The organism is Bacillus sp. F2HM, assembly GCF_019266135.1.
GTDB classification, from domain to species: domain Bacteria; phylum Bacillota; class Bacilli; order Bacillales; family Bacillaceae; genus Bacillus; species Bacillus safensis.
The window spans coordinates 220,118-245,055 of the sequence record NZ_LRMO01000001.1 but is presented as its reverse complement, the minus strand read 5'-3'; the positions used below and the strand labels follow the sequence as shown (position 1 = coordinate 245,055).

The 24,938-nt window shown below is 42.2% G+C and carries 29 protein-coding genes and 1 riboswitch; of the genes, 17 read left to right on the top strand and 12 right to left on the bottom strand.

Annotation, left to right across the window (positions count from 1 at the left end):
• Positions 1–75 precede the first annotated feature (75 nt).
• The 5 genes from AWT60_RS01240 (at position 76) to ywaC (ending at position 6,303) form a co-directional block, all read left to right on the top strand.
• Entirely contained in the window at positions 76–1,503 is a 1,428-nt protein-coding gene (locus AWT60_RS01240) for a right-handed parallel beta-helix repeat-containing protein (protein ID WP_218676766.1), read from the top strand.
• Between the two features lie 97 nt (positions 1,504–1,600).
• Positions 1,601–1,710: riboswitch (SAM riboswitch) on the top strand.
• A 170-nt stretch (positions 1,711–1,880) separates the two neighbouring features.
• Positions 1,881–2,999: a sugar ABC transporter substrate-binding protein gene (locus AWT60_RS01235; RefSeq protein ID WP_218676765.1), complete on the top strand. Its 1,119-nt coding sequence runs from the start codon at positions 1,881–1,883 to the stop codon at positions 2,997–2,999.
• 69 nt (positions 3,000–3,068) lie between these two features.
• Positions 3,069–4,565, top strand: a complete 1,497-nt coding sequence (locus AWT60_RS01230; protein ID WP_218676764.1) for a sugar ABC transporter ATP-binding protein — start codon at positions 3,069–3,071, stop codon at positions 4,563–4,565.
• Positions 4,562–5,575, top strand: coding sequence for an ABC transporter permease (locus AWT60_RS01225; RefSeq protein ID WP_041108333.1), 1,014 nt, complete (start codon positions 4,562–4,564; stop codon positions 5,573–5,575). The genes AWT60_RS01230 and AWT60_RS01225 overlap by 4 nt, the downstream gene beginning before the upstream one ends.
• Positions 5,576–5,670: 95 nt before the next feature.
• Complete coding sequence (gene ywaC, locus AWT60_RS01220) at positions 5,671–6,303, top strand: GTP pyrophosphokinase YwaC (protein WP_025093809.1); 633 nt, start codon at positions 5,671–5,673, stop codon at positions 6,301–6,303.
• Positions 6,304–6,347: 44 nt separating this feature from the next.
• Here the strand turns inward: ywaC and AWT60_RS01215 are convergent, their stop codons facing one another.
• Together AWT60_RS01215 and AWT60_RS01210 are read right to left on the bottom strand one after the other, a co-directional pair.
• Positions 6,348–6,488 (bottom strand): hypothetical protein, encoded by a 141-nt coding sequence (locus AWT60_RS01215; protein ID WP_164512173.1) that lies wholly within the window; start codon positions 6,486–6,488, stop codon positions 6,348–6,350.
• Positions 6,489–6,507: 19 nt separating this feature from the next.
• Positions 6,508–7,593, bottom strand: coding sequence for a Rap family tetratricopeptide repeat protein (locus AWT60_RS01210; RefSeq protein ID WP_041108330.1), 1,086 nt, complete (start codon positions 7,591–7,593; stop codon positions 6,508–6,510).
• Between the two features lie 519 nt (positions 7,594–8,112).
• On the opposite strand from AWT60_RS01210, the gene AWT60_RS01205 reads away from it, so the two are divergent.
• The 3 genes from AWT60_RS01205 (at position 8,113) to AWT60_RS01195 (ending at position 10,317) form a co-directional block, all read left to right on the top strand.
• Entirely contained in the window at positions 8,113–8,877 is a 765-nt protein-coding gene (locus tag AWT60_RS01205; RefSeq protein WP_024423857.1) for a transporter substrate-binding domain-containing protein, read from the top strand.
• 70 nt (positions 8,878–8,947) lie between these two features.
• Positions 8,948–9,592, top strand: coding sequence for an amino acid ABC transporter permease (locus AWT60_RS01200; protein WP_024423856.1), 645 nt, complete (start codon positions 8,948–8,950; stop codon positions 9,590–9,592).
• Positions 9,589–10,317: an amino acid ABC transporter ATP-binding protein gene (locus tag AWT60_RS01195; RefSeq protein ID WP_024423855.1), complete on the top strand. Its 729-nt coding sequence runs from the start codon at positions 9,589–9,591 to the stop codon at positions 10,315–10,317. Before AWT60_RS01200 ends, AWT60_RS01195 begins: the two co-directional genes overlap by 4 nt.
• 84 nt (positions 10,318–10,401) lie before the next feature.
• Here AWT60_RS01195 and AWT60_RS01190 read toward each other — a convergent pair whose 3' ends face one another.
• Positions 10,402–10,785 carry a glyoxalase GlxA gene (locus AWT60_RS01190; protein WP_024423854.1) on the bottom strand — a complete coding sequence of 128 codons (384 nt, stop codon included), beginning with the start codon at positions 10,783–10,785 and terminating at the stop codon, positions 10,402–10,404.
• A gap of 118 nt (positions 10,786–10,903) precedes the next feature.
• Between AWT60_RS01190 and AWT60_RS01185 the strand changes: the two genes are divergently transcribed.
• Positions 10,904–12,085 carry a class I SAM-dependent rRNA methyltransferase gene (locus AWT60_RS01185; RefSeq protein WP_218676763.1) on the top strand — a complete coding sequence of 394 codons (1,182 nt, stop codon included), beginning with the start codon at positions 10,904–10,906 and terminating at the stop codon, positions 12,083–12,085.
• Positions 12,086–12,119: 34 nt separating this feature from the next.
• On the opposite strand, the gene AWT60_RS01180 is transcribed toward AWT60_RS01185, so the two are convergent.
• Entirely contained in the window at positions 12,120–12,800 is a 681-nt protein-coding gene (locus AWT60_RS01180) for a CidB/LrgB family autolysis modulator (protein ID WP_024423852.1), read from the bottom strand.
• Positions 12,794–13,177, bottom strand: a complete 384-nt coding sequence (locus tag AWT60_RS01175; protein WP_024423851.1) for a CidA/LrgA family holin-like protein — start codon at positions 13,175–13,177, stop codon at positions 12,794–12,796. Before AWT60_RS01175 ends, AWT60_RS01180 begins: the two co-directional genes overlap by 7 nt.
• Positions 13,178–13,342: 165 nt before the next feature.
• On the opposite strand from AWT60_RS01175, the gene cidR reads away from it, so the two are divergent.
• The 4 genes from cidR to AWT60_RS01155 all read left to right on the top strand — a co-directional run bounded on the left by cidR (position 13,343) and on the right by AWT60_RS01155 (position 16,236).
• The gene (gene cidR / locus AWT60_RS01170) at positions 13,343–14,230 is read left to right on the top strand and encodes a cidABC operon transcriptional activator CidR (protein WP_218676762.1); all 888 of its coding nucleotides are present in this window, start codon (positions 13,343–13,345) and stop codon (positions 14,228–14,230) included.
• Positions 14,231–14,247: 17 nt separating this feature from the next.
• Positions 14,248–15,072 (top strand): hydroxyethylthiazole kinase, encoded by an 825-nt coding sequence (thiM, locus tag AWT60_RS01165; protein ID WP_218676761.1) that lies wholly within the window; start codon positions 14,248–14,250, stop codon positions 15,070–15,072.
• Entirely contained in the window at positions 15,059–15,727 is a 669-nt protein-coding gene (gene thiE / locus AWT60_RS01160; protein ID WP_202738477.1) for a thiamine phosphate synthase, read from the top strand. The genes thiM and thiE overlap by 14 nt, the downstream gene beginning before the upstream one ends.
• Before the next feature lie 134 nt (positions 15,728–15,861).
• Positions 15,862–16,236 (top strand): nuclear transport factor 2 family protein, encoded by a 375-nt coding sequence (locus AWT60_RS01155; protein WP_218676760.1) that lies wholly within the window; start codon positions 15,862–15,864, stop codon positions 16,234–16,236.
• 33 nt (positions 16,237–16,269) lie between these two features.
• On the opposite strand, the gene AWT60_RS01150 is transcribed toward AWT60_RS01155, so the two are convergent.
• The 6 genes from AWT60_RS01150 to AWT60_RS01125 all read right to left on the bottom strand — a co-directional run bounded on the left by AWT60_RS01150 (position 16,270) and on the right by AWT60_RS01125 (position 20,562).
• On the bottom strand, positions 16,270–16,488 hold the full coding sequence (locus tag AWT60_RS01150; protein WP_056765440.1) for a DUF4288 domain-containing protein: 219 nt from the start codon (positions 16,486–16,488) through the stop codon (positions 16,270–16,272).
• A 320-nt stretch (positions 16,489–16,808) separates the two neighbouring features.
• On the bottom strand, positions 16,809–18,350 hold the full coding sequence (locus AWT60_RS01145) for a solute symporter family protein (protein WP_163114692.1): 1,542 nt from the start codon (positions 18,348–18,350) through the stop codon (positions 16,809–16,811).
• On the bottom strand, positions 18,347–18,661 hold the full coding sequence (locus AWT60_RS01140; RefSeq protein WP_024423845.1) for a DUF485 domain-containing protein: 315 nt from the start codon (positions 18,659–18,661) through the stop codon (positions 18,347–18,349). Before AWT60_RS01140 ends, AWT60_RS01145 begins: the two co-directional genes overlap by 4 nt.
• Positions 18,662–18,768: 107 nt before the next feature.
• Positions 18,769–19,437, bottom strand: a complete 669-nt coding sequence (locus AWT60_RS01135; protein WP_218676759.1) for a glycosyltransferase family protein — start codon at positions 19,435–19,437, stop codon at positions 18,769–18,771.
• On the bottom strand, positions 19,430–20,119 hold the full coding sequence (locus tag AWT60_RS01130) for a class I SAM-dependent methyltransferase (RefSeq protein ID WP_202738480.1): 690 nt from the start codon (positions 20,117–20,119) through the stop codon (positions 19,430–19,432). Before AWT60_RS01130 ends, AWT60_RS01135 begins: the two co-directional genes overlap by 8 nt.
• 302 nt (positions 20,120–20,421) lie before the next feature.
• Positions 20,422–20,562, bottom strand: coding sequence for an anti-repressor SinI family protein (locus AWT60_RS01125; RefSeq protein ID WP_008345506.1), 141 nt, complete (start codon positions 20,560–20,562; stop codon positions 20,422–20,424).
• A 456-nt stretch (positions 20,563–21,018) separates the two neighbouring features.
• Between AWT60_RS01125 and AWT60_RS01120 the strand changes: the two genes are divergently transcribed.
• A complete protein-coding gene (locus tag AWT60_RS01120; protein WP_012011676.1) occupies positions 21,019–21,402 on the top strand; it encodes a GtrA family protein in 384 nt (127 codons plus the stop codon).
• Positions 21,403–21,429: 27 nt separating this feature from the next.
• On the top strand, positions 21,430–21,687 hold the full coding sequence (locus AWT60_RS01115) for a hypothetical protein (protein ID WP_024423842.1): 258 nt from the start codon (positions 21,430–21,432) through the stop codon (positions 21,685–21,687).
• 34 nt (positions 21,688–21,721) lie between these two features.
• Here AWT60_RS01115 and AWT60_RS01110 read toward each other — a convergent pair whose 3' ends face one another.
• Positions 21,722–22,567 carry an AraC family transcriptional regulator gene (locus tag AWT60_RS01110; protein WP_024423841.1) on the bottom strand — a complete coding sequence of 282 codons (846 nt, stop codon included), beginning with the start codon at positions 22,565–22,567 and terminating at the stop codon, positions 21,722–21,724.
• Positions 22,568–22,748: 181 nt separating this feature from the next.
• On the opposite strand from AWT60_RS01110, the gene AWT60_RS01105 reads away from it, so the two are divergent.
• Together AWT60_RS01105 and galE are read left to right on the top strand one after the other, a co-directional pair.
• On the top strand, positions 22,749–23,930 hold the full coding sequence (locus AWT60_RS01105; RefSeq protein WP_373272882.1) for a galactokinase: 1,182 nt from the start codon (positions 22,749–22,751) through the stop codon (positions 23,928–23,930).
• The gene (gene galE / locus AWT60_RS01100; RefSeq protein WP_034621905.1) at positions 23,930–24,922 is read left to right on the top strand and encodes a UDP-glucose 4-epimerase GalE; all 993 of its coding nucleotides are present in this window, start codon (positions 23,930–23,932) and stop codon (positions 24,920–24,922) included. Before AWT60_RS01105 ends, galE begins: the two co-directional genes overlap by 1 nt.
• Positions 24,923–24,938: the final 16 nt, after the last annotated feature.

The window sequence follows — 24,938 nt, the reverse complement described above, 5'->3', positions numbered from 1 at the left end:
GGACATCGTCATATTTTAATCCTCTTTTTTTTAACCGATAAAGGAAGAAGAGAAGAGAAAGGAGCAAACAACAAGATGAAACGAGCGATACCAGGAATTTTACTCATTTTATTCATGACCGTGATCAGCTTTGGCTGTCAGGCGGTGACAGATGAGGCTGGCGCTAAGCAAAGCACAGCCTATTACGTAGCGGTAAACGGAAGCGACAAAAACCCGGGAACAAAGCAAAAACCTTTCCGCACGCTGAAAAAAGCAGCAAGTATGGCGAAGGCTGGGGCAACCATTTACATGAGAGGCGGTACATACAAAGAAAAATTGATTGTCCGCCATTCAGGAACAAAGAAAGCACCCGTTGTCTTTCAAGCTTACGGAAAGGAAAAACCTGTGATTAGCGGGGCTTCCCTAAAAGGAAATCAAGCCGATGGAGGTCTTGTCACGATCGATCAAAAGAGCTACATCACCCTCAAAGGCCTGACTGTAGGACACCTTAAGACGAATAAAGAAGATTTGACACCAGTTGGTATTTTCATCAAAGGAAGCGGTAAAGGCGTCAAGCTGCTTAATAACCGAGTGTATGATATTCAGACGAAACATAAAAATGGAAATGCACATGGAATTGCTGTCTATGGGACAAAAGCTCCTGCAGCGATTGAAGACATTGAAATCAAAGGAAATACCGTTGAAAAATTAAAGCTGGGCTTCAGTGAAGCGCTTGTGCTAAATGGAAACGTCAACAAGTTCCGTGTGACACATAACACGGTCCGGCACACTGATAATATTGGCATTGATTTAATTGGTTTTGAGAACGTAGCACCCTCTAAAAAGTATGATCAAGTTAGAAATGGGGTCGTCTCTAGAAACAAAGTATATGAAATTACGAGTGCAGGGAACCCAGCCTATGGCAGCGACATCTCCGCTGGCGGAATTTATGTTGATGGCGGAAAAGACATTGTGATCGATCATAACATCTCACATCACAACGACCTGGGGATTGAAGTCACAAGCGAACATAAAGGAAAAATGGCGGACCGTATCCGTATCGAACACAATCAAGTATATTTAAACCGTTATACAGGCATTTCTATTGGCGGCTATGATAAGAAGCGGGGCGGTACAACCCATACGACGATTTCACATAATACTTTGTACAAAAATGACACAGCCGGCTTAGAAGGCGGTCAATTGCTGATGCAATATCAAGCAGTGAACAATCGAATCACGAATAATATCATGACAGCTAGTGCCTCGCATTACTTAGTCGTGAATCTTTATCAAGTGAACCAAAAGAATACCTTCCAGAAGAACGTTTATGATGACCGCAAAGGTGCGAAAGCATCACAGTGGGTATGGCGCGGGAAATGGATGGAAGGCTACAAAACGTATCTTTCTAAAAGCGGTCAAGATAAAGGATCAGCACATCTCAACCCACAATTTGTGAATGAGAAAAAATATGATTTCCGTCTGAAGAAATCATCACCTGCGAAGAAAATCATCGGAAGCTGATGATATTTTAGAAATTTTCAAAAAAGTCATTGACATTGATGTGACATCACATTAAAGTAAAGAAGACATTTCAACGAAAACAAATTTCATAACGGATCTCTTATCAAGAGAGGCAGAGGGACTGGCCCTATGACGCCCAGCAACCGTTTCTATTTTAGAAATTGGTGCTAATTCCTGCAAAGCTGTTACAGCTTTGACAGATAAGAGAGGAAGACTTCCCGATACATGTTTCATGCAACGGTGATCAAGCCTCTCTTTCCAAGAGAGGCTTTTTTTCGTCTCTTTTTCGAATCAAATGCCTGTTTTACAGGCGTATTTCCACTTTTTTACCTAGTTTTCCGATGTGAAAAATAAAAACAACTCGAGGAGGAACAGCAATGAAGCGTAATCATTTTACATCATTTCTTGTCTTATTAACGGCATTGACCGTCCTGTTAACTGGATGTGGCACCGGATCAAGTGCGGGCTCAAAGGCAAATACGAACGAAAAGGTTTCCTTTGATAATGTACCGAAGCGATTTGCAAAGGGACAGGGGGCAAAAATTAAAGTCATCCGCAAAATTGGAGGAGACGATCATACAGCTCAATTTTTAGCTGGAACGAAGGCAGAAGGTGAGGCACTCGGCTTTAAGGTAGATGTCTACACAGCAAATGGAGATACAGCGAAGTTTCATGATGCCATCTCTCAGGCGCTTGAAGAAAATTACGATGGCTTTATCATCTCTCACGGGGACGACGAGGCGACAGTCGCTGATGTGAAAAAGATCACAGCGAAAGGCATTCCAGTTGTAGCATTTGATTCGAATCCTAAGCTGAAGGACATCAAAGGGGTCACAGTGACATCTCAAGATGACGAACAATTAGCAAAAAAATCATTAGATGCGCTCGTGTCTGATTTTAAAGGAAAAGCAAATATTGCATACCTGTGGGTAGATGGATTCCCGCCAATGGTGAGACGAAATAAGGTCTATCAAGAAACGCTTAAACAACATTCAGGGATCAAGGAGCTTGACCGCTTTGGTATTGCCTCCTCTGATACGTCTGTTCAAACGCAAAATGCAGTAGCAGCCATGCTGAATAAGTATCCAAAGGGCAAGCTGGACGCTATTTTTGCCACATGGGATGCCTTTGCCATTGGGGCAGCAAGAGCGTTAAAGGAAGCAGGAAGAACAGAAGTGAAGATTTATGGGATTGATGTGTCAAATGCGGATCTTCAAGAAATGACGGCGAAGGACAGTCCGTGGAAGTACACAGCAGCGGTTGATCCGAAGCTCATCGGCGCCGTCGACGTGAGGATTCTTGCGAAGAAAATAGCTGGTGAGAAAACACCATCTTCCTATGACCTTGAGGCCTCTCTCATCTCGCAAAAGCAGCTTCAGCAAGCAGGAAAAGCCATTAACATGGTCAATCTTGCAGACGAAGTGAAGGGATTCGGTTCATCGACTGCTTTTGAGGAAGATTGGATGAAGACCTTGAAGAAGCATTATACAAAATAAGTGACGTGCACTCTCTTTTCATAGAGGGTGTTTCGTTTTTCAGATGATATCAAGAGAAGGAGGACACCAATGACAGCGCCGCTTGTTCGTATGAAAAATATTTCAATTGAATTCCCAGGGGTCAAAGCGTTAGATCAAGTAAATTTCACATTAAAAAAAGGGACGGTCCATGCACTGATTGGAGCAAATGGTGCTGGGAAGTCAACGTTAATGAAGGTTCTTTCTGGCGCTCATTCCCACTTCGACGGGACCATCCACATCAATGGCCAGGCGGCAACCATTCAAACCCCAAAGGATGCATCCTCATATGGTGTGCAGACGGTCCATCAAGAAGTGGATACGGCGCTTGTTCCCTACTTAAGTGTTGGTGAGAATATGATGATGCATGAAATTGAGAAAAAAACATTTGTCAGCTGGAAAGAGCTGCATCGCAAGGCGGCTCAGCTATTAAAAGAAATGGACATCGACATTTCCACAAAACGACTTGTCAGCGATCTGACCCTTGCTGAAAAACAGATGGTGCTCATTGCCAAGGCCGTTTCCATTAAATGCAGCATTTTAATCTTAGATGAACCAACGGCTCCGCTTAGTCATGCAGAAACAAGCAAATTATTCTCAATGATTGATCGGTTGAAACAGCATGGGACGGGGATCGTGTTTATTTCTCACCGCATGCCTGAAATTTTCACCATCTGTGATGAACTGACTGTGATGCGAAATGGAACGGATGTCGCAGCTCACCTTGTCAAAGACACAAATCCGCAGCAGGTCATTGAAGAAATGTTAGGTGCCCCATTAGAGGAGCAGTTCCCGTCTCGCAGGCCACTGAAAGATGCACCGATAGTGCTTGAAGTGAAAGAGCTAAACGATCAACATAAATTAAACAACATTCACTTTTATGTCAAAAAAGGAGAAATTCTCGGGATCGCAGGACTTGTCGGTGCTGGTAAAACAGAATTGTGCAAAGCCCTTTTCGGTGCCTCAGAAAAAAAGACGGGGACCGTGCAGCTTCATGGTCAAACCATTCGCATCACATCGCCTCATCAAGCGGTGAGAGCTGGAATGGCGCTTGTGCCGGAAGAGCGGAGAAAAGAAGGGATTCTGACCGAAGAGAGCGTGGGGTGGAACTTAACGGCTGCAAGTCTTCACTCATTTTCACGGATATTCAGCTTCTTACATCGTTCGAAGGAAAAGCGGGAAGCAGGCGACATCGTCAAACGGCTTGGTGTCAAAACGCCGTCGCTTGAAGCAAAGGTGAAGCACCTATCTGGTGGAAATCAGCAAAAGGTTGCCATCGGAAAATGGCTACTGGCTGAGGCAGATGTGTATCTCTTTGATGAACCAACCAAAGGTGTAGACGTTGGAGCGAAAAAAGATATTTTTACTCTGATTGCAGAGCTTGCTGCCCGCGGAAAATCTGTCATTTATGCGTCGAGTGAGCTGTCAGAGATTGCAGGTATCGCAGACCGAGTATACGTGCTATATGATGGCAGCATTGCCCGGGAAATGACCGCACCGACGACTGAAGAGGAGCTTTTATATCATTCAACAGGAGGACAATCATGAGCGAACAACAAATTCCAGCCCCTGTGCAGCAAATCAAAAAACAGCGGCCATCCTTTCATCTGTTTGATTTCTTTTATCAATATGGCACAATCTTAACCATTGTCGTGTTGATTGTGGTATTTGCGGCATCGAATCCAGCGTTTTTGCAATCAGGAAATATCATCAATATTCTACGATCTATCTCAATAGTGACCATCATTGCGGTGGGCTTAACCATCTCATTGGCAGTAAACGGCTTTGATTTATCAGTTGGATCAGTCGCTACGCTATCTAATGCGATTGTCATTTCTATGTTCGTATGGTTCTCGCAAAACCCACTGATTGCAATCCTCTCTGCACTAGCAGCTTCTATCATTGTTGGTTTGCTAAATGCATGGATGATCGTCAAAATGAAAATTCCAGATATGCTCATGACATTAGCCATGATGTTTATCATTCAAGGGCTGGCTCAAACGTATACGAAAGGGGCGACTATTTCTGAAAATATGGTGCTTCCCGATGGCACGTTCTCAACGGGAACGATTCCTGCCTTTTTCAGCAAAATTGGACAGGTGCCATATATCATTCTGATTATGGCTGTCATTGTACTATTTGCGCATGTTTTCATGACCTACACAAAGCACGGCCGATTCATGTACATCATCGGTGGGAATAAGGAAGCGGCTCGATTGTCTGGCATACATGTGAACAAATACAAAATTGCGGCCTATCTGCTTTCTGCGTTATTTGCAGCGATCGGCGGTATCGTACTGGCATCAAGGGTCATGACAGCAGAAATTAATGCGGGTGCACCATATTTAATGGATGGAGTAGCAGCTGCTTTTATCGGCTTTTCCGTCATGGGAGCAGGTAAACCAAACGCATTTGGCACTTTTATCGGAGCTGTACTCATCGGTATCTTACAAAATGGGCTTGTGATGATGTCTGTCCCTTATTATGCAATGGATATTGTGAAAGGCTCTGTGCTGGCCCTTGCGCTGGCGCTGACATATTATAAACAACGAGGCTAACTGCGTATTTTTTAAAACCATTCGAGTCCTCTCTCCGTCTAGTAAACGGAAAGCGGTGCAGCTGCCGTTTCCCAAAAGGAGATGACAAAAAGAAAATGAATATGTCAGCAACTCATGTAGAAGATTTGAAAAATGTCATGGAAGACTGGAAAAATGAACTATTAGTATATAAATTTGCATTAGATGAAATGGATACAAAGTTTTCAATTATCAGCCAGGAGTATAATTTAATCCATGGACACAACCCAATAGAGCATACAAAATCACGAATTAAATCCTTTGAAAGCATAGTGAATAAACTAGCAAGAAAAGGATGCGACATCACGACACAATGTGCCAAGGAGCATATCCATGATATTGCAGGTGTCCGCATCATCTGTTCTTTTATTCAAGATATCTATAACATTATGGATGTATTGAGGCAAAGAGAGGATTTAAAGATCCTTGAAGTGAAGGACTACATTCAACATCCAAAACCAAATGGCTACAGAAGCCTTCATTTAATTGTTGAGATACCTGTCTACTTAACAAATCGTGTGGAGCATGTGAAGGTTGAGATTCAGGTGCGGACCATTGCGATGGATTTTTGGGCGAGTCTAGAGCATAAAATCTATTATAAACTGCAAAACGATGTTCCTCATCAGCTGACTGATGAACTGAAGGAAGCCGCAGATATTGCACATTACTTAGATGAAAAAATGCAGAATATTAAACGAGAAATTGATTAGCACATCAAAAAGCAGCTGTTTTGATCACAGCTGCTTTTTTCATATTAAGGGTTGGTTCCACGGTCTCTCTTTTGAATAATATCTTGAGATTGTGCAGATTGACTGTCTTTTTGAATGAAAGTACCAACAGAAACACCTGTTATCAAGAGGGTTAAAATCGCACTTGTGATGAGCCATTTCTTCATCATACATCACTCCATTTTCTTAACAAGTTTTCAAGGACAACGCCTTGTTTCTAAAATAAGAGGATTCTTCATGAAGCCCAAGATCCGTTAAGTAAGCTGCTGCATCCTGACAAATAGCTTCAAGGTCAACAAGGAAATTCATTGATTCTAATTGATCGCAATAATCCTTGATTTGCTCAATCATGTTGTCTGGCTGAATCATAAGTGTTTCTAAAATGGATAATTTAAGTGAAATGTTTCGTTGTTTTAAATTTTCTGCTTTTTGAAGTGAAAGCTGTACATAATAGTGGAACAAACCTGGCTTTTTCAGCTTAAATAGTGCTTTTGTGTAGGCGTACATGGCAAGTAAATAGCCGCCTGGAGAAGAAGTTTCGAATGATTCTATCATTAAAGCCTTTTCTAGGAGTGGCACAGCTTCACTGTATTCATTTCTTAGACTTTTAATAAAGGCTGCATTGCAATAGGCATGTCCAAGTAAATCTGGATCATCCATCTGTTCTAGTGAATGAATGACTTCTTCGAACAGCGATTCTGACTCATCATATTTCGACTGATCCGCATAATTCAAAGCAAGCATCATTTGACAGCTGATTGATTTTTTCACATAACATGGATCTGCGTCGTAAATAGATGAAGCCATCTTTAAGTGGTGAATGGAGAGAAGCGTGGATCTAATATTATAGTAAAGACACCCTGTTTTATAATGAAATTCGGCTTTTTCAATGTCATCGTGCACGAGATCTAATTTATCCTCGGCCAATTTTAAATGGTGAAATGCCGTATCCTGATTGCCTCTGCGCATTTCATACATCCCTTTAAAGAAATAGAAATAATAGCTGAGCATATCATCCGTACGGATGGCATTTTCATCAACAAAAAGACTATGATCTAACGAAGCTGTATCTTCTATTAGATCTTTAAAACGGTACTCTAGCAGTTGATAGTAAAGTAAGACGTCTTGATTTTCTTCCATTCGATCAAACGCTTGAAGAATGTCTTCTTTTAACTGGATAGCACCTTGTATCTCTCTTTTTTTCATCATGACATACCAATCATTGAGCATATTCGCTACATCAACGGACGACAAAACACCTGCTTCTGCCAATTCATATCCTCCTTTCTTCATCTATCAGTAACCGTTCTTCTGAATCAACTTCCCATATTCCAGTATCTTCTTATATTTTAAGCTCTCTCGTGCAGTTTGTAAAACATGTTTTTTGATGTAAATTCAACCAGTAGTGAAAGAAATAGGGAGCCACTGCTCTTTTTGTATACGCTTACATATTTTTAGGTAAAAAGAGGGTTTTGAAAAAAATATATTACAATATCAATAAAGAGAGGAAGGAAGTTGTTGAGTTTGCTTTCGTATGCAAGGGAGAAACTTCATTTATCAAGGCACTGACTCGTTTTTTGTGAGATTATCTCACATCATAATTGTGAATCACTCTTCTTTTAGAATAAAATGAGTTATTCGCAAAAAAGTAAAATTTAAAGAGACTATTGATCTAGAATTGTATGGATCTTTGGTATTGATAAAAAATATCACACACTATAGATTTAGCGTGGTATAGTATTATTGTTATTGCGAATATTTAGACAAAACTGACAATGGGGGTCGTGTTTTATGAAGAAATCGATGTTATTGATCATGGGACTAATTGTTGTGCTTGTCATGGCAGCCTGTGGATCAAAATCGGACAGTGGTTCGGGAGAAGGCAAAGGCACATATAAAATTGGGATAGATACAACTTATCCGCCATTTGAATTTGAAAAAGGCGGTAAATATGAAGGGATAGACGTTGATTTAATTAATGCAATCGCGAAAGACCAAGGTTTCAAAGTGAAGCTTGAAGCTATGGACTTCTCAGGCATCATTCCAGCGATGCAGGCAGGACAGCTTGATGTTGGAATGGGCGGAATGAGTATTACAGATGAGCGTAAGAAGAAAGTAGATTTCTCAGATCCTTACTTCGACGCTGGACTGACAGTTGTTGTGAAAAAGGACAGCAGCATCAAATCTATTAATGATTTAAAGGGGAAAAAGCTAGCTGTTAAAAACGGGACGACTGGTGCAAAATTCGCATCTGATAACGCTGATAAATATGGGTATGAAGTCGTTCAATTTAATGACAGCCCATCTATGTTCCAGGAAGTATCAAACGGAAATGCAGATGCCTTAATTGAGGATTATCCTGTCATTACGTATGCGATCGCACAACAAGATTTAAAATTGAAAACAGTTGGAGACCGCTTGAATGGAGACCAGTATGGTATCTCTGTCATGAAGGGGAAAAACCAAGACCTATTGAAGAAGATCAATAAAGGTCTTGAGAACCTAAAGAAAAACGGTGAATATGACAAAATTATTGATAAATATTTGAAGTCATAACACAAGCGAGGCGCGCTCCGAGCGCGCTTTCTTTATGTGTCAGCCGTATGTGAATTAGGGAGGGAGAAACATGGATACTATTATTAATGCATTTCCGTATTTAATGGATGGTTTGCAAACCACTTTATATATCTTTGTTGTTGCCATCATTTTAGGGTTTATCATCGGGTTAATTGTGGCATTATTCCGTCTGTCACCATTTAAAATCTTAAATTTCATCGCACTCGTTTTTGTGAATGCCATTCGAGGTACACCATTTATTGTACAGCTATTCTTCATTTATTTTGGTTTGAATACACTTGAATTCATTTCGCTTGATCGAGTGCCTGCAGGAATTATTACAGTAGCGATTAATGCAGGGGCTTATTTCTCAGAAATTATTCGTGCAGGGATTCAGTCTATTGATAAAGGACAAACAGAAGCTGCGCGCTCTTTAGGCTTTACAGGGGGGCAAAACATGCGCTTTATCGTCCTTCCGCAGGCATTCCGCCGGATGCTCCCAGCGATTACAAACCAGGCCATCATCAGCTTGAAGGATACATCTCTCTTATCTATTATCGGGATTGCCGATATTATGCAGCGAGGACAAGTTCAAGCATCGGCTACATTTGATCCTTTGAATGTCTGGCTTATTGTCGGTGTCATTTATTTCGTGATCATTTATTTACTTTCTCTACTGGCTAGCTACGCAGAAAGGAGATTTGATATCAAATGAGTATGATTACGGTGAAAAACTTAAAGAAATCTTTTGGCGATCACGAAGTGTTAAAGGATATTAACGCAGTCATCGAGGAAAAGGAAGTAGTGTGTGTCATTGGTCCTTCTGGATCAGGGAAAAGCACGTTTCTAAGATGCCTGAATAAATTAGAAGATATCACGGCTGGAGAAGTCGTTGTCCACGGACACACGATTACAGACCCAAAAGTGAATATCAATAAAGTACGACAAGAAGTAGGCATGGTGTTTCAGCACTTTAATTTATTCCCTCATAAAACCGTTTTAGAAAATATCACGATTGCACCGATCAAGGTAAAAGGCATCGAGAAGAAGGCAGCAGTCGAAAAAGCGTTAGACTTGCTTGAAAAAGTCGGCTTAAAAGACAAAGCTCAAAGCTTTCCTAATCAATTATCTGGTGGACAAAAACAGCGTGTCGCCATTGCAAGAGCCTTGGCAATGGACCCGAAAGTACTATTATTCGATGAGCCGACATCGGCTCTTGATCCTGAGGTTGTGGGGGATGTATTAGCTGTAATGAAACAATTAGCTGTCGAAGGCATGACAATGATTGTGGTCACACATGAAATGGGCTTTGCAAGAGAAGTAGGAGATCGTGTCATCTTTATGGATGGCGGATATATTGTCGAGGAAGACAAACCGGAAGCTCTCTTTGGGAACCCGCAGCATGAGCGTACAAAATCATTTCTTAGTAAAGTGTTATAAAAAAAGAGTAAGGGCATGTATATGCTCTTACTCTTTTTTTATGAATAAATGGAGAGATTTAGCGGCCCCATTTCCTAGGAAATATTAGCGCTGGAAGAATTCGATCCATTCTTGGTCTGGTCCTCTGAAAAAGAAGTAGCAATATCCATTTGGTAATGTCGTGATTTCTTCATCAATTAATTCAATTTGCAGCTTTTGAATACGATTGAATTCAGCATGAATATTGTCTGTTGTGAAAGCGAGATGATGGACCTTCCCTTCAGATGGCAGGTCACTGCTGTAGCCTTGGATGAGCTCAATTTCCGTTTCGGTTTCATCTTTAAAACCGAGAAAGGCAAGCTCAATCACTCCATTTGTATGAGTGATGCGGTCCTTTAATTTCATGCCCACCACTTTTTCATAAAAATCAATCGATTGATCAATATTCGAAACCATAATACCTGTATGATCTAAGCGTAATGTCGTCAAACGAAGTGCCTCCTCTATGTCATGTTGATATTTTTCTCCTCATCTTATCATAATAGAAGTAACGTATACATTCATATGGTAGGATAGAGAGAGTCAATTTAGGATAAGGATGACACAAATGAAAAAAATCTCATTAAAACAAACATTTGCGGAGCAAGTGAAAAAAGGATATCCGCTCATTTCCAAAGATGCAGTATCGCATGTGAACGGTGTACGGGAAGGCGAGCTCATTGAATGGGTAGATGAGCGAGGCGCTTTTTTAGGAAAAGGGTATTATGGTGTACAAAATAAAGGAATCGGCTGGGTCCTAACCTTTGATGCGAACGAAAAAATAGATCAAGCTTTCTTTGACTCTAGGCTTGAGCAGGCGGCGAAAAGCAGAACGCATTTATTTCGTGATGCACAGACGACTGCTTTCCGCGTCTTCAACGGAGAGGGTGATGGAATTGGCGGCGTCACGATTGATCATTATGACGGATTCTACCTCATCCAATGGTATAGCGAAGGAGTCTATACATTAAAGGAAGATGTATTGGCTGCACTTGAGCACGTATATCCAGACTATAAAGGCATTTATGAAAAGAAACGATTTGATACGTCTGGACAGTATATAGAAGATGATGATTTTGTGAAGGGAGAGAAAGGTGAATTTCCTCTCATCGTGAAAGAAAACGGGATGAAAGTGGCGGTTTACTTAAATGATGGCGCGATGACGGGTATCTTCCTTGATCAGCGTCATGTGAGAAAAGCGATCCGAGACCGTTATGCAAAAGGAAAGACTGTGCTCAATACATTTTCTTACACAGGCGCTTTCTCAGTGGCAGCTGCGCTTGGTGGAGCGAGCTGTACGACAAGTGTGGATGTTGCAAACCGCAGCTTGAAAAAAACATCTGAGCAGTTTGAAGTCAATGGTATTGATGTGGACGGGCAGGATATCAAAGTTATGGATGTCTTTAAATATTTTCCGTTTGCAGCGAAAAAAGGCTGGACCTATGATCTCGTCATCTTAGACCCGCCTTCCTTTGCACGAACGAAAAAGCACACATTCAGTGCGGCGAAGGATTATAAGAAGCTATTAAAAGAAGCCATCCAAATTACAGCTGAGAACGGCGTCATTGTGGCATCAACGAATAGCAGTGCGTTTGGCATGAAGAAATTTAAAGGGTTTATTGCACAGGCTTTTAAAGAATCAGGGCAAACCTATCGGATACTTGAAGAATATACACTTCCTGAGGATTTCCGTACAACGAAGAATTATCCCGAAGGAAACTATTTAAAGGTTGTCTTCATACAAGCATAAGAAAAAGCCATTTCCGATAAGGAATGGCTTTTTTCTATAAGGCAAACGACATAAGGATAGGCGCTGCACATAATGTAATAATGGCTGAAATAATCATCGATACACTTGAGATCGTCCCTGAGACGGAGCTCATTTCAAAGGCCTTCGATGTTCCTGCACCGTGTGCACCTGTTCCAAGCAGGACGCCCATGGCAATGTCATTATCGATGCGGAAATAACGGATCACCATTGGACCGATAATCGATCCAAACAGTGCGGTTAAAATGACAAATACGGCCGTAACGGACGGCATGCCGCCGATCATTTCTGACACACTCATCGCTACAGGTGTTGTGACCGATCTTGGGACAAGGCTCTCAATAAGGCCTGTGTCCAGATGAAACAACTTGGCGATAAATGCCGTTGATAAGATCGCAATGACAGAGCCGCAAGCCACATTCAAAATAATTTCCACTGCATGCTTCTTCAGGATATGAAAATACTTATATAAAGGAATGGCAAAAGCAACAGTCGCAGGCTGCAGCATATTCGTGAGCCATTTCCCGCCTTGATTATAAGCATCGTAAGGAATGTTGACGATTAACAGCAAGACGACAAGGACAAGCGGAGTGACAAGTAACGGTGAGACATAAACCTTCGGATGCCGTTTGTACACCGCTTTTGATCCGAGATATAAAAGAACTGTTAAAATCAGAAATAGTCCGCCAACTAACATAGCTTTTTCCGCTCCTTTCGTTTCGCAATCATTTGCGTCATGATACCAGTTGAGAGCATAACCACAAACGTACTAATTAAGACGACAAGGACAATACTTGTGCCAGATTGAGAAAGCAGTTTTCCATAATCAATGACACCAACTGCTGATGGAATAAAGAAAAGCAGCAGTTCTCCGAGCAGCCATACGGCGCCAAGTTCTATCCATTTTAATTGAATGATCTTAAAATGAAGTAATAAGAAAATGACAAGAATGCCTAAGATCGTGCCCGGAATTCTTAAATGCAAAAAGGCCGCCAGCACATTCATGAATTTCGCAAAAATAAACAAGGCCATAATCTGAAGGGCAGCAATGAGCGGCGTTTTGAGCAATTTCACTTTCTGTTCACTCCTTTTTCTATATAAATTGTTCAGTGTTTCACAAAAACATGACAACGTTCCAAGTGATGAGCTTACTTTAAAGTGTACAGCACGTTCAGTTATAGGTAAAATACATATATCGAATAGTAATTATTCCTTTTGTCTATAGGAAGGATGAAGCATGTGGACATCAGACATTTAACATATTTTTTAGAAGTGGCAAGGTTAAAGAGCTTCACGAAAGCATCGCAGTCCCTTTACGTATCGCAGCCGACCATTTCCAAGATGGTCAAAAACCTGGAGGATGAGCTGGGGGTCCAGTTGTTTTACCGCAATGGCCGGCAGGTTGAAATGACAGATGCTGGCCAAACCATGTATACACAGGCGAGTGAAATCACACAGTCATTTCAGAATTTAACGAGCGAATTAAATGATTTAATGAATGTGAAAAAAGGGCATATTCGAATCGGACTGCCGCCGATGATTGGGTCAAGTTTCTTCCCGAATGTCATGGGGGAATTCCGTCAGCAATATCCAGATGTCACATTTCAATTGGTTGAGCACGGCTCTATTAAGGTAGAAGAAGGAGTTGAGGATGGGTCGCTTGATATTGGTGTCATTGTTCTGCCTGCAAATGATAAAATTTTTCATACGTACACCATTATTAAAGAGAACATGAAGCTCGTGACGCACCCATCCCATCCGATGGCTGGTCGTGAGGAGGTACATTTAGCTGATTTAAGGGAAGAGTCTTTTATTTTCTTTAGAGAAGATTTTGTTCTGCACAGCCGGATTTTGAATGAATGTATGAATGCGGGATTTCGGCCAAATGTCATTTATGAAACGTCTCAGTGGGATTTCATTAGTGAAATGGTAGCTGAAAACTTAGGGATTGGACTTCTGCCAGAACGAATCTGCCGTGATCTTGATCCTGAAAAGGTAAGGGTCATTTCCCTAAACCCATCGATCCCGTGGCATTTAGGTGTCATTTGGCGTAAAGACCGCTATTTGTCGTTTGCGGCAAGAGAATGGTTAAAGCATACGAAATCCTACGTGTGGGATGCAGAGTAAAAGGGAGGACGATACGGATGAAAACAAGCTGCGCGTCTCATTTATTGGAGAAGGTTCGAGAAAAAAATCCACTCGTTCATAATATCACCAATCAAGTCGTGACGAATTTTACAGCGAATGGACTGCTTGCTTTAGGTGCTTCGCCGGTCATGGCAAACGCCAAAGAAGAAGTGGCTGAAATGGCGCAATTAGCGGATGCACTTGTGCTTAATATTGGCACACTGACCAGAGAGACGGTGGAAGCTATGATACTCGCTGGACAAGCCGCCAATGAAAAAGGTGTACCTGTTTTGTTAGATCCTGTCGGCGTCGGTGCGACAACGTTTCGAGCGAATGCCGCTAAACAGCTGTTAAAGAAAGTGAAAATGACCGTTGTCAGAGGAAATGCTGCTGAAGTGGCTCATTTACTTGGAGTGGATGGCTGGGAGTCAAAAGGCGTTGATGCGAAAGCGGCGAATGGAGATGTATCGGCATTAGCCAAACAAGCGTCTATTGCACTTCAGACAATAGTGGTAATCACAGGAAAAGTCGATGTGGTGTCAGATGGAGATGAGGTGCTGTCCATTCATAATGGACATGAATGGCTCACCAAGGTGACGGGAACCGGCTGTTTGCTGACGTCAGTCATCGGGGCATTTTGTGCAGCAGGTGAACAGCCGCTTCATGCGTCGGCCGCTGCATTGCTGTTTTATGGTGTCGCCGCTGAAAGGGCAGCTCTGAGCGCAAAGGATAAAGGACCGGGAACTTTTCAAATGGAATTGTTAAACGCACTATCACACACAACCGGTGAAGATGTGCTGACACTAGGGAAAATAGGGGGAGTTTCACATGACAAAGGCTGAGCAACAGCAAATCAAACAGCAATTATCGGTTTATTTTATTATGGGCACAGCGAATACAACGAGGCAGCCGCTTGATGTTGTGAAAGAGGCCATTCAAGGCGGAATCACCATGTTTCAATTTCGTGAAAAGGGTGAAAAGGCTTTGCAGAGTGATGAGAAGAAACAATTGGCTCGTCAAATTCAAGCGCTTTGCCAAGAAGCAAAAGTTCCTTTTATTGTGAATGATGATGTACAGCTAGCGATTGATCTTGATGCAGATGGCGTTCATGTTGGACAGGAAGACACAAATGCAAAAGACGTCAGAGAAAGGATCGGGAATAAAATATTAGGCGTGTCGACGCATAACCTAGACGAAGTAAAACAAGCCATGAAGGACGGAGCAGATTATGTCGGGATGGGCCCAGTCTATCCAACAGAAACGAAAAAGGATACACGCAGTGTCCAGGGTGTGTCTTTGATCACTGAAGTCCGCCGTCATGGCCTTCAGATTCCGATTGTAGGTATCGGAGGGATCACATACGATAACGCTGCACCAGTGATACAAGCTGGGGCAGACGGTATAAGCATCATTAGTGCTATTAGCCAGAGCGCCGATCCAAAAAAAGCAGCAGAAGAGCTGAAATCACTTGTTGTAGCAGAAAAAGCATCTCTTTAATCTGAAGGAGACATGGATGGAATCAATTCATGTCTTTTCTTATGCCGGGGAAAATAGACAGGATAGAAACAATTGTGTACAATCACGTTAGTTCGATTGTTTTCGAAATGACAGGTAAATAAAGGAGAATGAACATGGAAGTGCTCGATACGTATTTTCGCCGGTATGATGAAGCAGGAAAAGGGCAGGAGCAGCTGGATGAATTGCTGGCATTGTTTTCTGAAGATGTCATGATTGTCTTAAATGGCGCACAAAAGCCTGGTATCCAAGCATTCACACAGTTTTTGAACACATTTTTCCACGTGCATGAAGACATTAAGCATATGTGGGATGGGTGGATGAAAAGAGAAGATGGAAAGTATGAAACAAACTGGGCCGTTTGCGGAAAGCTTTCGGATGGCCGTGTTTATACAGCAGAAGGAATTGATATCGCAGAGCTGGACGACCAAGGGAAGATCGTTTATTTAGAAAACGTTCCGAAAAACCCAGAGTTATTCCAGCGCTATTAAAAAGCAGGCTGAGCAGCCGGCTTTTTTATTTATCTATAGAATATGCTTCAATGGCTTCTTGAGCAGATGTTTCTTTATCAAAAATGCATTATCATAGGTTTCGTCTGGAAAGCCTTGTTCGACTTTTTCCTTCACTTTACGGCGGTTTTTAGCTTTTACCAAGACAATTCGTTCTTCAAAGATTTTATCAGGTATACTGCTTGGCGTTGAGATGGATTCAAATAATAATTTTGCAGAATAAATCCTTTGCATATGTCATCCCACTTCTTTCATGTCGTTTTAAATAATTTCCAGTATGTGTATAACATGATAACATAGGAATGACATCTTGCAGGGGATACATAACTATAAATAGATTCATTACGGGGAGGGATAGGAATGAAGAGTGTGGTGGATAACAGAGGGGAAGTTCATGAAATTCTGTTAATCATTATTACATGCTGCTCTCTAATCACGTTTAGAAGGATGGCCAGATTAGAGAAGTATAAAAATAAATTAAAAAGCCAATTTATACCTTACTGAGACTTGAACAGAAGATCACAAATACAGCCGGCTGAGCAGCCGGCTTTTCCTTATGAATCAGTATCCATATGCATGCCTGTATGTGCCTTTACTTGAATTTCCGTAAAGGTGTCTTCATCTGCTTTTTCAGAGGAGAATATCGTGCCTAAGTATGCGGCAAGGAATCCGAGTGGAATCGAGATAATCCCAGGGTTCGACAGCGGGATGAGCGGCTCTCCTGTGAAGATGGCTGCTCCTGATGGGTCCCAGACGCTTGGGCTGAGCGCGACGATGATCAGTGCGCTCAGAAGGCCTGTTAAGCTTCCTGCGATGGCACCCGTAGAGTTAAATCGTTTCCAAAAAACAGTGAAGATAATCAAAGGTAAATTCGCACTCGCCGCCACTGCGAAGGCAAGAGACACAAGAAAAGCGACGTTTAAGGACTGGGCAAATAATGCAAGAACGATAGAGAGGATCGCCACGCCGATGGAAGCAAAGCGTGCCGCCTTCACCTGCTCCCGCTCACTCGCTTTTCCTTTGCGGATAATTTGACTATAAAAATCATGCGCAAAGGCAGACGCGGCGGATAGGACGAGACCCGTTACCACCGCCAAAATAGTCGCAAAGGCAATAGCGGAAACAAAGGCAAATAACAAATCTCCTCCAAGAGCTTGAGCGAGCAGTGGAGCGGCCATATTTCCTGCTGCATCTGCTGCTGTGATCGCTTCTGTTCCAACAAATGCAGCAGCGCCGAAGCCAAGGAAAACAGTCATTAAATAAAAGATACCGATGATCCACGTAGCGGATAGAACAGATTTACGCGCAGAAATGGCATCTTTGACCGTATAAAACCGGATTAAAATGTGCGGCAAACCTGCTGTCCCAAGCACTAAAGCAAGGTTCAAAGACAGTGTCTCTAAAGGCACATCATATTTATTTCCCGGGTGAAGAAATGCCCCACCGAGCGGGGTCGCTGTTTTCATCTGTTCAAACATCTTCAGCAGACTAAAATCAAACTTTGCAAACACAAGCAGAGAAATAATGAGCGTCCCAAGCATGAGAAGCACAGCCTTTGTGATCTGTACCCAGCTAGTCGCAATCATGCCGCCAAACACGACATAAATGGTCATTAGGACACCTACGATCAGCACCGCGATCCAGTAATCAATGCCAAGAAGCAGCTTGATTAATGCACCTGCCCCAACAAGCTGTGCAATCATATAAAAAGTGGAAACTGTAATGGTATTAAAGGCGGCAACCCCTCGAATAGCAGGGCGCTTAAACCGTGCAGCGATCATATCGGCCATCGTATATTTTCCCAGATTTCGTAGCGGTTCAGCCACAACGTAAAGAACGACAAGATACGCTACTAGAAAACCAATGCTATAGAAAAAGCCGTCAAATCCGTTTAACGCGATCATTCCAGCAATCCCTAAAAATGATGCAGCAGACATATAGTCTCCAGCAATGGCAAGGCCGTTTTGAAACCCAGTCAGACCTCCGCCTGCTGTGTAAAAATCACTCGCATTGCTTGTTTTTTTCGCAGCAAAATATGTGATGACCAATGTGAGCCCTACGATCGCTACGAACAAAATAAAAGCGGTCATGCTCATTCGTCATCACCTCTTGATTCAGTTTTTAAAGCGCTTACATAATTGTCGAACTTAGCTGCTTTTTTTGCATAAAGTCCACATAAAACCCAGGTCATGACAAATTGTGTGAGGGCGAATAACCAAGCCCATGAGATCGCGCCAATTGCCGGCGTGTTCAAAAAGGTGAAGTAGGATGTAGCAACCGGAAGTGAAAAGTAAAAGAGAAAAAAGAAAATCGTCATCGGTACGATAAATCTGCGTTTTTCCTCAAGAAGTTTTCGAAAATCCTCTGAAGCGGCAACCTTCTTATAATGAACTTTTTTGTCTGCCATTGTTTCCTCCTTTGTACGAATTAGGGACAAGGTACTCCAATGCATATGAGACGATCTGGCTGTTTATGACAGTATATCATAAAAAAGGCACCCGAAAAGGGTGCTTTCTATCGATAATTTGCAAGAAATGTTTGTCTCGCTTTTTCATATGCTTCTGCGTCGAAATGATCTCCGCATTTATGAATACACCAAGGCTCTTCTTGTTTTGCAATCCCAACTTCATAGCCCTGCTGAGTGAATTCAAAGGACTGCGAGACATCATAAAAATGAAAGCCGTCAAAGAGGTCCTCACGCCACCTCACATCGTATTGTGTTGCCATGAATATACCATCAATGGCCGCAGCTTTGATATAATCTTGCGCTTCGGGCTGCTGACGGTCTCTTTCAAACGAAAGCAGCTGATAGGTGTCGTGACGATATTCAATGACTTTTCCCCTGCAATCAGAACTCTCCCACCAAATTCCATTGTCAGGCACGTTTTCTGCTCCAATCACGCCAACCATGCCAAGTGAAGGATTTTGTAAAAAAAGCGGGATGAGTTCAAGCAGCATATGCTGTTTGACAATCAAGGTATCCTGATGAAGATAAATTTTAAACTGAGCTGGATGAGTAATGGCTTCATTGTATGCAGAGGTCATACTTGATGCATATCTGATTGGTAAGACCTCCACATGGTATCCATGAGGAGCCGGAAGTGAAGCGAGCTGCCGGAAGCAAGCTTGAAACATCGATTCATCATTCACACATATAACAAACAGAATCGTCGGATTACTCATGAAATGGAACCGCCTCGACCACATATTGATAGGCTGTAGAAGACTCGTGAAAATCAGAACGAATGCCGTGTTTCATGAGTAATTCATGTAAATCATTCAACACGCTTGCATAGGAAGGATGCTGTACGCGAATGGTCTCGAATTCGCGAATGCGAAAACCCGCTGAATGAAAGAGTGCATGTATTTCGTGAAGGGTGAAGAAACGTAAATGTGTTTGATCCATTAACCCTGCATCTGTATAAGTAAATCTGCCGGCTAGTAATTCTAAAACCGTTGAAATGTGGCCGATATTTGGAATAGATGACAGGATGGCACCCTCTTTTTTAAGGAAGGGTTTCACCTTTTTTAAAACGGCCCAAGGGTCCAATAAATGCTCGAGGACGTCTCCGAAAATGATGCAGTCAAATTGTTCATGTTGATAAGGGAGAGCCATCTGTTCAATATTTCCGCAGAGAACATGATCCAGCTCTTGCTTAGCCTCTTTTGCTGCATCTTCAAATGACTCAATGCCATAAATGGTCCGGCCCTTTTGTTTCAGTACTTTTCCAAGCTTGCCTGTGCCGCATCCGATATCCAATAAAGACGTCCATTCCGCGCGAATACGGCTGACGATGACCGGGTTTACCCCATGATAATACTGATCCTTTTTTTGGTGATAATACGAAAGGGAATCTGAACTCACGCTCTACCCACCTTTCTGCTTTCTCGTTGTTTTCATGCTTAATATATGGGTGAGCAGCTTGGTTTTATAACGAGAGAAGGACAATTTTCATGAATGACGGCTAAAAAAGGGATCATATAAAGAACAGGAAATGGACTGTCCTCCTAATATAGAAAGACAGAACCCCATTGAGTGAAGGGATTGGTATGGAGAGGTGTTCAATTATTGTAGCGTATCGTCATGAAAGGATTTTCAAAAGGTCAATTGACAGGTCAGAACTTATAGCCAAAGCAGTCTGAAAGACAAAGGATAACGGCGTTGATTTACGGTTTGTTTATCATCTTCTGATCACCGTTGGATGTTAAAAAAGCTTGTATTTCTTCGATGCCTAGTCCAATTTTTTTCGCTTCCTGAATCAAATAAACCCACTCTTCGTCAACTCTTCTTTTCACTTGCGTATCCATAATATCCTCCAGTTCAATAAGACATATTCACTGCAACCAATGACTTGAACAAACCGTCTAGTAACTGTACGTGTGGTTGAAAACAGCGCAAAATAAATTTTTGTCGAAAAATGATGACATTTAACCTATTTTGTAAAATCTATCACCTACCACGTCCCTAAAAAAATGACTAAAAAACCCATAAATATTGAAATCTTACTTCTAATAATAAACAATTGTAAAGTCAGTTGAAAGATTATAAATTAAAATAATGATAAAGACCTAAAACATTTGACTCATATAAACCAATTGTGTTGACATTTGCCATCGAGTAGAACAAATTTCATCTTTGCAGGACATACATATTGTTCGTTTGGGAAGTTCTTCTCAAGATGGTATTCTAAAAGAAACAGAAACCACCAAGAAGGAATGAAGAAAGACATGTATAGCCTTTTTCAAAAGTATCAAGAAGTTGTCATGTATCTTGTGATGGGTGTGTGTACAACCATTGTCAATATCGTCAGCTTCTATTTATTCGTTGAGATGTTTTCCATGGATTACAAAACAGCTACGGTTGTTTCATGGGTATTTGCTGTTCTCTTTGCTTATATCACCAATAAGAAGTATGTCTTCAAGCAAAAGGCTCGTGACACAAAAAGCCTCATGCGTGAGCTTTCTTCATTTTTTAGTGTCCGTCTCATGTCTCTAGGTGTAGATCTGGGGCTGATGATTTTATTTGTGAGCCAAATGGCGCTCAATGAAACCGTCGCAAAAATTCTCGTCAACTTTGTGATTGTGGTGGTCAATTATGTCGCCAGTAAGTGGTTCGTCTTCAAGAAAACAAAAGAAGATGCGATTTAACACATAAAAAAAGATAGGTGATGTGAAATGAGCAGCAGGCCAGACGACTTATATGATGCCATATATCAACAAACAGAAAAGCAGCATGAACAAGTGCTGAGGCTAGTCAAAGAAATGACCGCACATCCAGAAGCGTTTTCGGAACAAGAAAAGGAAAAGATCAACCGAATGGACATTGCGCTTCAAACGGCAACGGACATTTTAGAAAACTTAATGACCCCTGATACGCAAATGACCATTGTTTTAAGACAAGGGAGAATTCATGTTGACCTGTCAAAAGCGTAAAAGAAGCAGCCAATGATGCAGCGGCTGCTTTTTATTATGCATCGCTTGTTTCCCGCAGTTGCTTTGGAGACATGCCGATTTTCTTTCGAAAGACTTTATTCAAGTAATTCGCATTTCGGTAGCCGCACTGTATGGCGATTTCTTCAATCGAGTATTTCGTTGTTTTTAGTAATGTTTCCGCCTTTTCTAACCGGATATTGGTTAAGTAGTGAATAGGTGTGAAGCCAGTGGCCTTTTTGAATTCTCTCGTAAAATGACTTTTGGATAAACGTGCCGCAGCTGCCATATCGTCTGGGCCAATTTCCTCGTGAAAATGATGGCTGGCAAACAAGGCCGCTTGGACGATAGGCTCAGGCCATTTCTCCATTTGTCCCTCAAGCTTTGGCAAATATGAATACAGTTCCATGACAAATTGATAAGCAAGGCTAGACCCCTCAAATGGATTGGTTATCCGTCTTTCACTGGCTTCATCATAAATTTTCTTCAGCAGGCGGATCGGTTTGGAATGAGGATGAAAACGCATGACCTGCTTTCCTTGATCTATAAATTGGTCAAAGCAAAGATCGCAGGCTTCCCCATAAAGCGTCAAATAGAGAAATTCCCAATGCTCACTGTCCTCTGGAAAATAATATTGATAGGCACTAGGGCTTTTCACAAGAAAGGCCTGCCCCGGCAAGACTTTAAACCGCTTCTGTCCGATTTCAATCATGCCATGTCCAGACAGTGTGAGCTGAAAGATGCACTTGCCCTGATCCTTCCGCTCCACGCCATTCCAGCTGTATAACGAAGATGATTGAACCTCCCAGCCAACAGACCATATTTGTGCCGGCAATGTAACATCAGAATGGTGAAAACGAAATGCAAATGCTTCCTTCTTCAAATTGGAAAACCTCCTTCACAGCAAAAAACAACCTTTTTCTATTTTGAATCATGGTACACCTCATATCACATCGTACCATTCACAGCAAAAAAAGGGTATTTTTTAACGATTTTTTTACCATTGAACTTACGCAGTTCAGGCAACTAAAATAAGAGTATCAGAAGAGAAAAGGGGAATGGATATGATCGATATGTTACGCACGGCATTTCACCAGCAATTTGGGGATAGAGAAGAAGAACTTCGCTATTTTTTTGCCCCGGGAAGAGTGAACTTGATTGGTGAACATACAGATTACAATGGAGGTCATGTATTCCCTTGTGCGCTCACTCTCGGTACATATGCAGCATGTGCAAAGCGGACAGATGGCCGCGTGAGAATGTATTCCTTGAACTTTGATGGCGATGGTGTGAAAGAATTCGACCTTTTTGAAATCGCTTACTTAGAATCGGACGGCTGGGCGAATTATCCGAAGGGTGTGTTCCATCAGTTTATCGAAGCAGGGATGAAGATAGAAGAAGGCTTTGACATTGTATACGGCGGCAATATTCCCAATGGCGCAGGCCTGTCTTCCTCTGCCTCGATTGAACTTGTCACCGCCGTCTTCATCAATGAATGGCATTCATTTGGCGTTTCAAATGCCCGTCTTGCCCTCCTTTCGCAGCGTGCAGAAAATGAATTTATTGGCGTCAATTGCGGCATCATGGATCAGTTTTCAATTGCTCTTGGAAAAGAAGATCACGCCATCTTGCTCAATTGCGATACCCTTGATTTTCAATACAGTCCGTTTCGGCAAGAGGGACTGGCGCTTGTCATTGCCAATACAAACAAAAAGCGGACACTGGCAGACTCCAAATACAATGAACGCCGGTCAGAGTGTCAATCAGCTTTAAACGATTTACGAAAAGAAATCGATCTTGCCCACTTATGTGAGCTCACGGCAGATGAATTTGCCGAACATGCCCATTTGATTCAGGATGAAACATGCCTCAAACGTGCAAGACACGTAGTGACAGAAAACGAGCGGACCATAAAAGCAGTCAAATTTCTGAAAGATGATAAAATGGAAGAAATAGGCGCCCTCATGAAGTCTTCTCATCTCTCTTTAAAGAATGATTATGAAGTGACTGGATTTGAACTAGATACACTTGCAGAAGCCGCTTGGCTCCATCCTGGAACCATTGGCTCTCGTATGACGGGCGCGGGTTTTGGCGGCTGCACGATCAGTATTGTGAAAGAAAAGCAGCTGGCATCATTTATAAAAGAAACGGGTGCGATTTATCAAGAGAAGACAGGCATTCAAGCCGCTTTTTACACAGCTGGAATTGGAGGCGGCGCAAGAGAACTCACGAAGGAGGAAGTGTAATGACAATTTTAGTGTGCGGGGGAGCAGGATACATTGGCAGCCATGCGGTAGCGGCTCTTTTAGCGAAAGGTGAACAAGTGGTGGTAGTGGATAATTTGCAGACAGGCCACAAAGAAGCTGTTTTGGAGGGAGCTGTTTTAGAAGAGGGAGATTTACGAGATCAAGATTTTTTAAGACAGGTTTTCAAAACACATCAAATAGAAGCGGTGATGCACTTTGCCGCAGATTCACTTGTCGGCGAGAGTGTAACAGACCCGCTAAAGTACTATGACAACAACGTTGGAGGAGCAACAGCCTTACTTCAGGTGATGAATGAATTTGATGTGAAACACATCGTTTTCTCTTCAACCGCTGCCACATATGGTGAACCAAAGCGAGTGCCGATCGTTGAAACGGATGAGACGAATCCAACCAATCCTTATGGAGAAACGAAACTAGCCATTGAAAAAATGCTGAAGTGGTCTGAGCAGGCATATGGAATGAAATACGTCGTGCTTCGCTACTTTAATGTAGCTGGCGCTCATACAGAAGGACTTGTCGGAGAGGATCATCAGCCTGAGACACATCTCATTCCGATCATTCTGCAAGTGGCTTTAGGAAAACGAGATCAGATCATGATTTACGGTGATGATTATGAGACAGAGGATGGCACGTGTATTAGGGATTACATTCATGTCATGGATTTAGTAGACGCGCACATCTTAGCTGTTGATCGTCTGCGCGCTGGAAAAGAAAGTGCAACATATAACTTAGGGAATGGCACTGGTTTCTCCGTGAAGCAGGTAGTAGATGCTGTTAGAAACGTCACGGGGCATGCGATCCCAGCACAGGTGGCTGACAGACGCGCGGGAGATCCAGCAAAGCTGATTGCTTCTTCTGAAAAAGCACTGCAAGAATTAGGGTGGACACCTCAATATGCTGACCTTCACACCATCATTCAAAGTGCGTGGGATTGGTTTCAGAAGCATCCAGACGGCTACCAGAGTAAATAACGCATAACAGGCAGGC

Bases quoted from the DNA above. Each gene is read 5' to 3' on its own strand.
- AWT60_RS01240 (WP_218676766.1), top strand. From the start codon at position 76: ATGAAACGAGCGATACCAGGAATTTTACTCATTTTATTCATGACCGTG.
- AWT60_RS01235 (WP_218676765.1), top strand. From the start codon at position 1,881: ATGAAGCGTAATCATTTTACATCATTTCTTGTCTTATTAACGGCATTG.
- AWT60_RS01230 (WP_218676764.1), top strand. From the start codon at position 3,069: ATGACAGCGCCGCTTGTTCGTATGAAAAATATTTCAATTGAATTCCCA.
- AWT60_RS01225 (WP_041108333.1), top strand. From the start codon at position 4,562: ATGAGCGAACAACAAATTCCAGCCCCTGTGCAGCAAATCAAAAAACAG.
- ywaC (WP_025093809.1), top strand. From the start codon at position 5,671: ATGAATATGTCAGCAACTCATGTAGAAGATTTGAAAAATGTCATGGAA.
- AWT60_RS01215 (WP_164512173.1), bottom strand. From the start codon at position 6,488: ATGAAGAAATGGCTCATCACAAGTGCGATTTTAACCCTCTTGATAACA.
- AWT60_RS01205 (WP_024423857.1), top strand. From the start codon at position 8,113: ATGAAGAAATCGATGTTATTGATCATGGGACTAATTGTTGTGCTTGTC.
- AWT60_RS01200 (WP_024423856.1), top strand. From the start codon at position 8,948: ATGGATACTATTATTAATGCATTTCCGTATTTAATGGATGGTTTGCAA.
- AWT60_RS01195 (WP_024423855.1), top strand. From the start codon at position 9,589: ATGAGTATGATTACGGTGAAAAACTTAAAGAAATCTTTTGGCGATCAC.
- AWT60_RS01185 (WP_218676763.1), top strand. From the start codon at position 10,904: ATGAAAAAAATCTCATTAAAACAAACATTTGCGGAGCAAGTGAAAAAA.
- AWT60_RS01180 (WP_024423852.1), bottom strand. From the start codon at position 12,800: ATGTTAGTTGGCGGACTATTTCTGATTTTAACAGTTCTTTTATATCTC.
- thiM (WP_218676761.1), top strand. From the start codon at position 14,248: ATGAAAACAAGCTGCGCGTCTCATTTATTGGAGAAGGTTCGAGAAAAA.
- thiE (WP_202738477.1), top strand. From the start codon at position 15,059: ATGACAAAGGCTGAGCAACAGCAAATCAAACAGCAATTATCGGTTTAT.
- AWT60_RS01155 (WP_218676760.1), top strand. From the start codon at position 15,862: ATGGAAGTGCTCGATACGTATTTTCGCCGGTATGATGAAGCAGGAAAA.
- AWT60_RS01150 (WP_056765440.1), bottom strand. From the start codon at position 16,488: ATGCAAAGGATTTATTCTGCAAAATTATTATTTGAATCCATCTCAACG.
- AWT60_RS01145 (WP_163114692.1), bottom strand. From the start codon at position 18,350: ATGAGCATGACCGCTTTTATTTTGTTCGTAGCGATCGTAGGGCTCACA.
- AWT60_RS01140 (WP_024423845.1), bottom strand. From the start codon at position 18,661: ATGGCAGACAAAAAAGTTCATTATAAGAAGGTTGCCGCTTCAGAGGAT.
- AWT60_RS01135 (WP_218676759.1), bottom strand. From the start codon at position 19,437: ATGAGTAATCCGACGATTCTGTTTGTTATATGTGTGAATGATGAATCG.
- AWT60_RS01125 (WP_008345506.1), bottom strand. From the start codon at position 20,562: ATGGATACGCAAGTGAAAAGAAGAGTTGACGAAGAGTGGGTTTATTTG.
- AWT60_RS01120 (WP_012011676.1), top strand. From the start codon at position 21,019: ATGTATCTTGTGATGGGTGTGTGTACAACCATTGTCAATATCGTCAGC.
- AWT60_RS01115 (WP_024423842.1), top strand. From the start codon at position 21,430: ATGAGCAGCAGGCCAGACGACTTATATGATGCCATATATCAACAAACA.
- AWT60_RS01105 (WP_373272882.1), top strand. From the start codon at position 22,749: ATGATCGATATGTTACGCACGGCATTTCACCAGCAATTTGGGGATAGA.
- galE (WP_034621905.1), top strand. From the start codon at position 23,930: ATGACAATTTTAGTGTGCGGGGGAGCAGGATACATTGGCAGCCATGCG.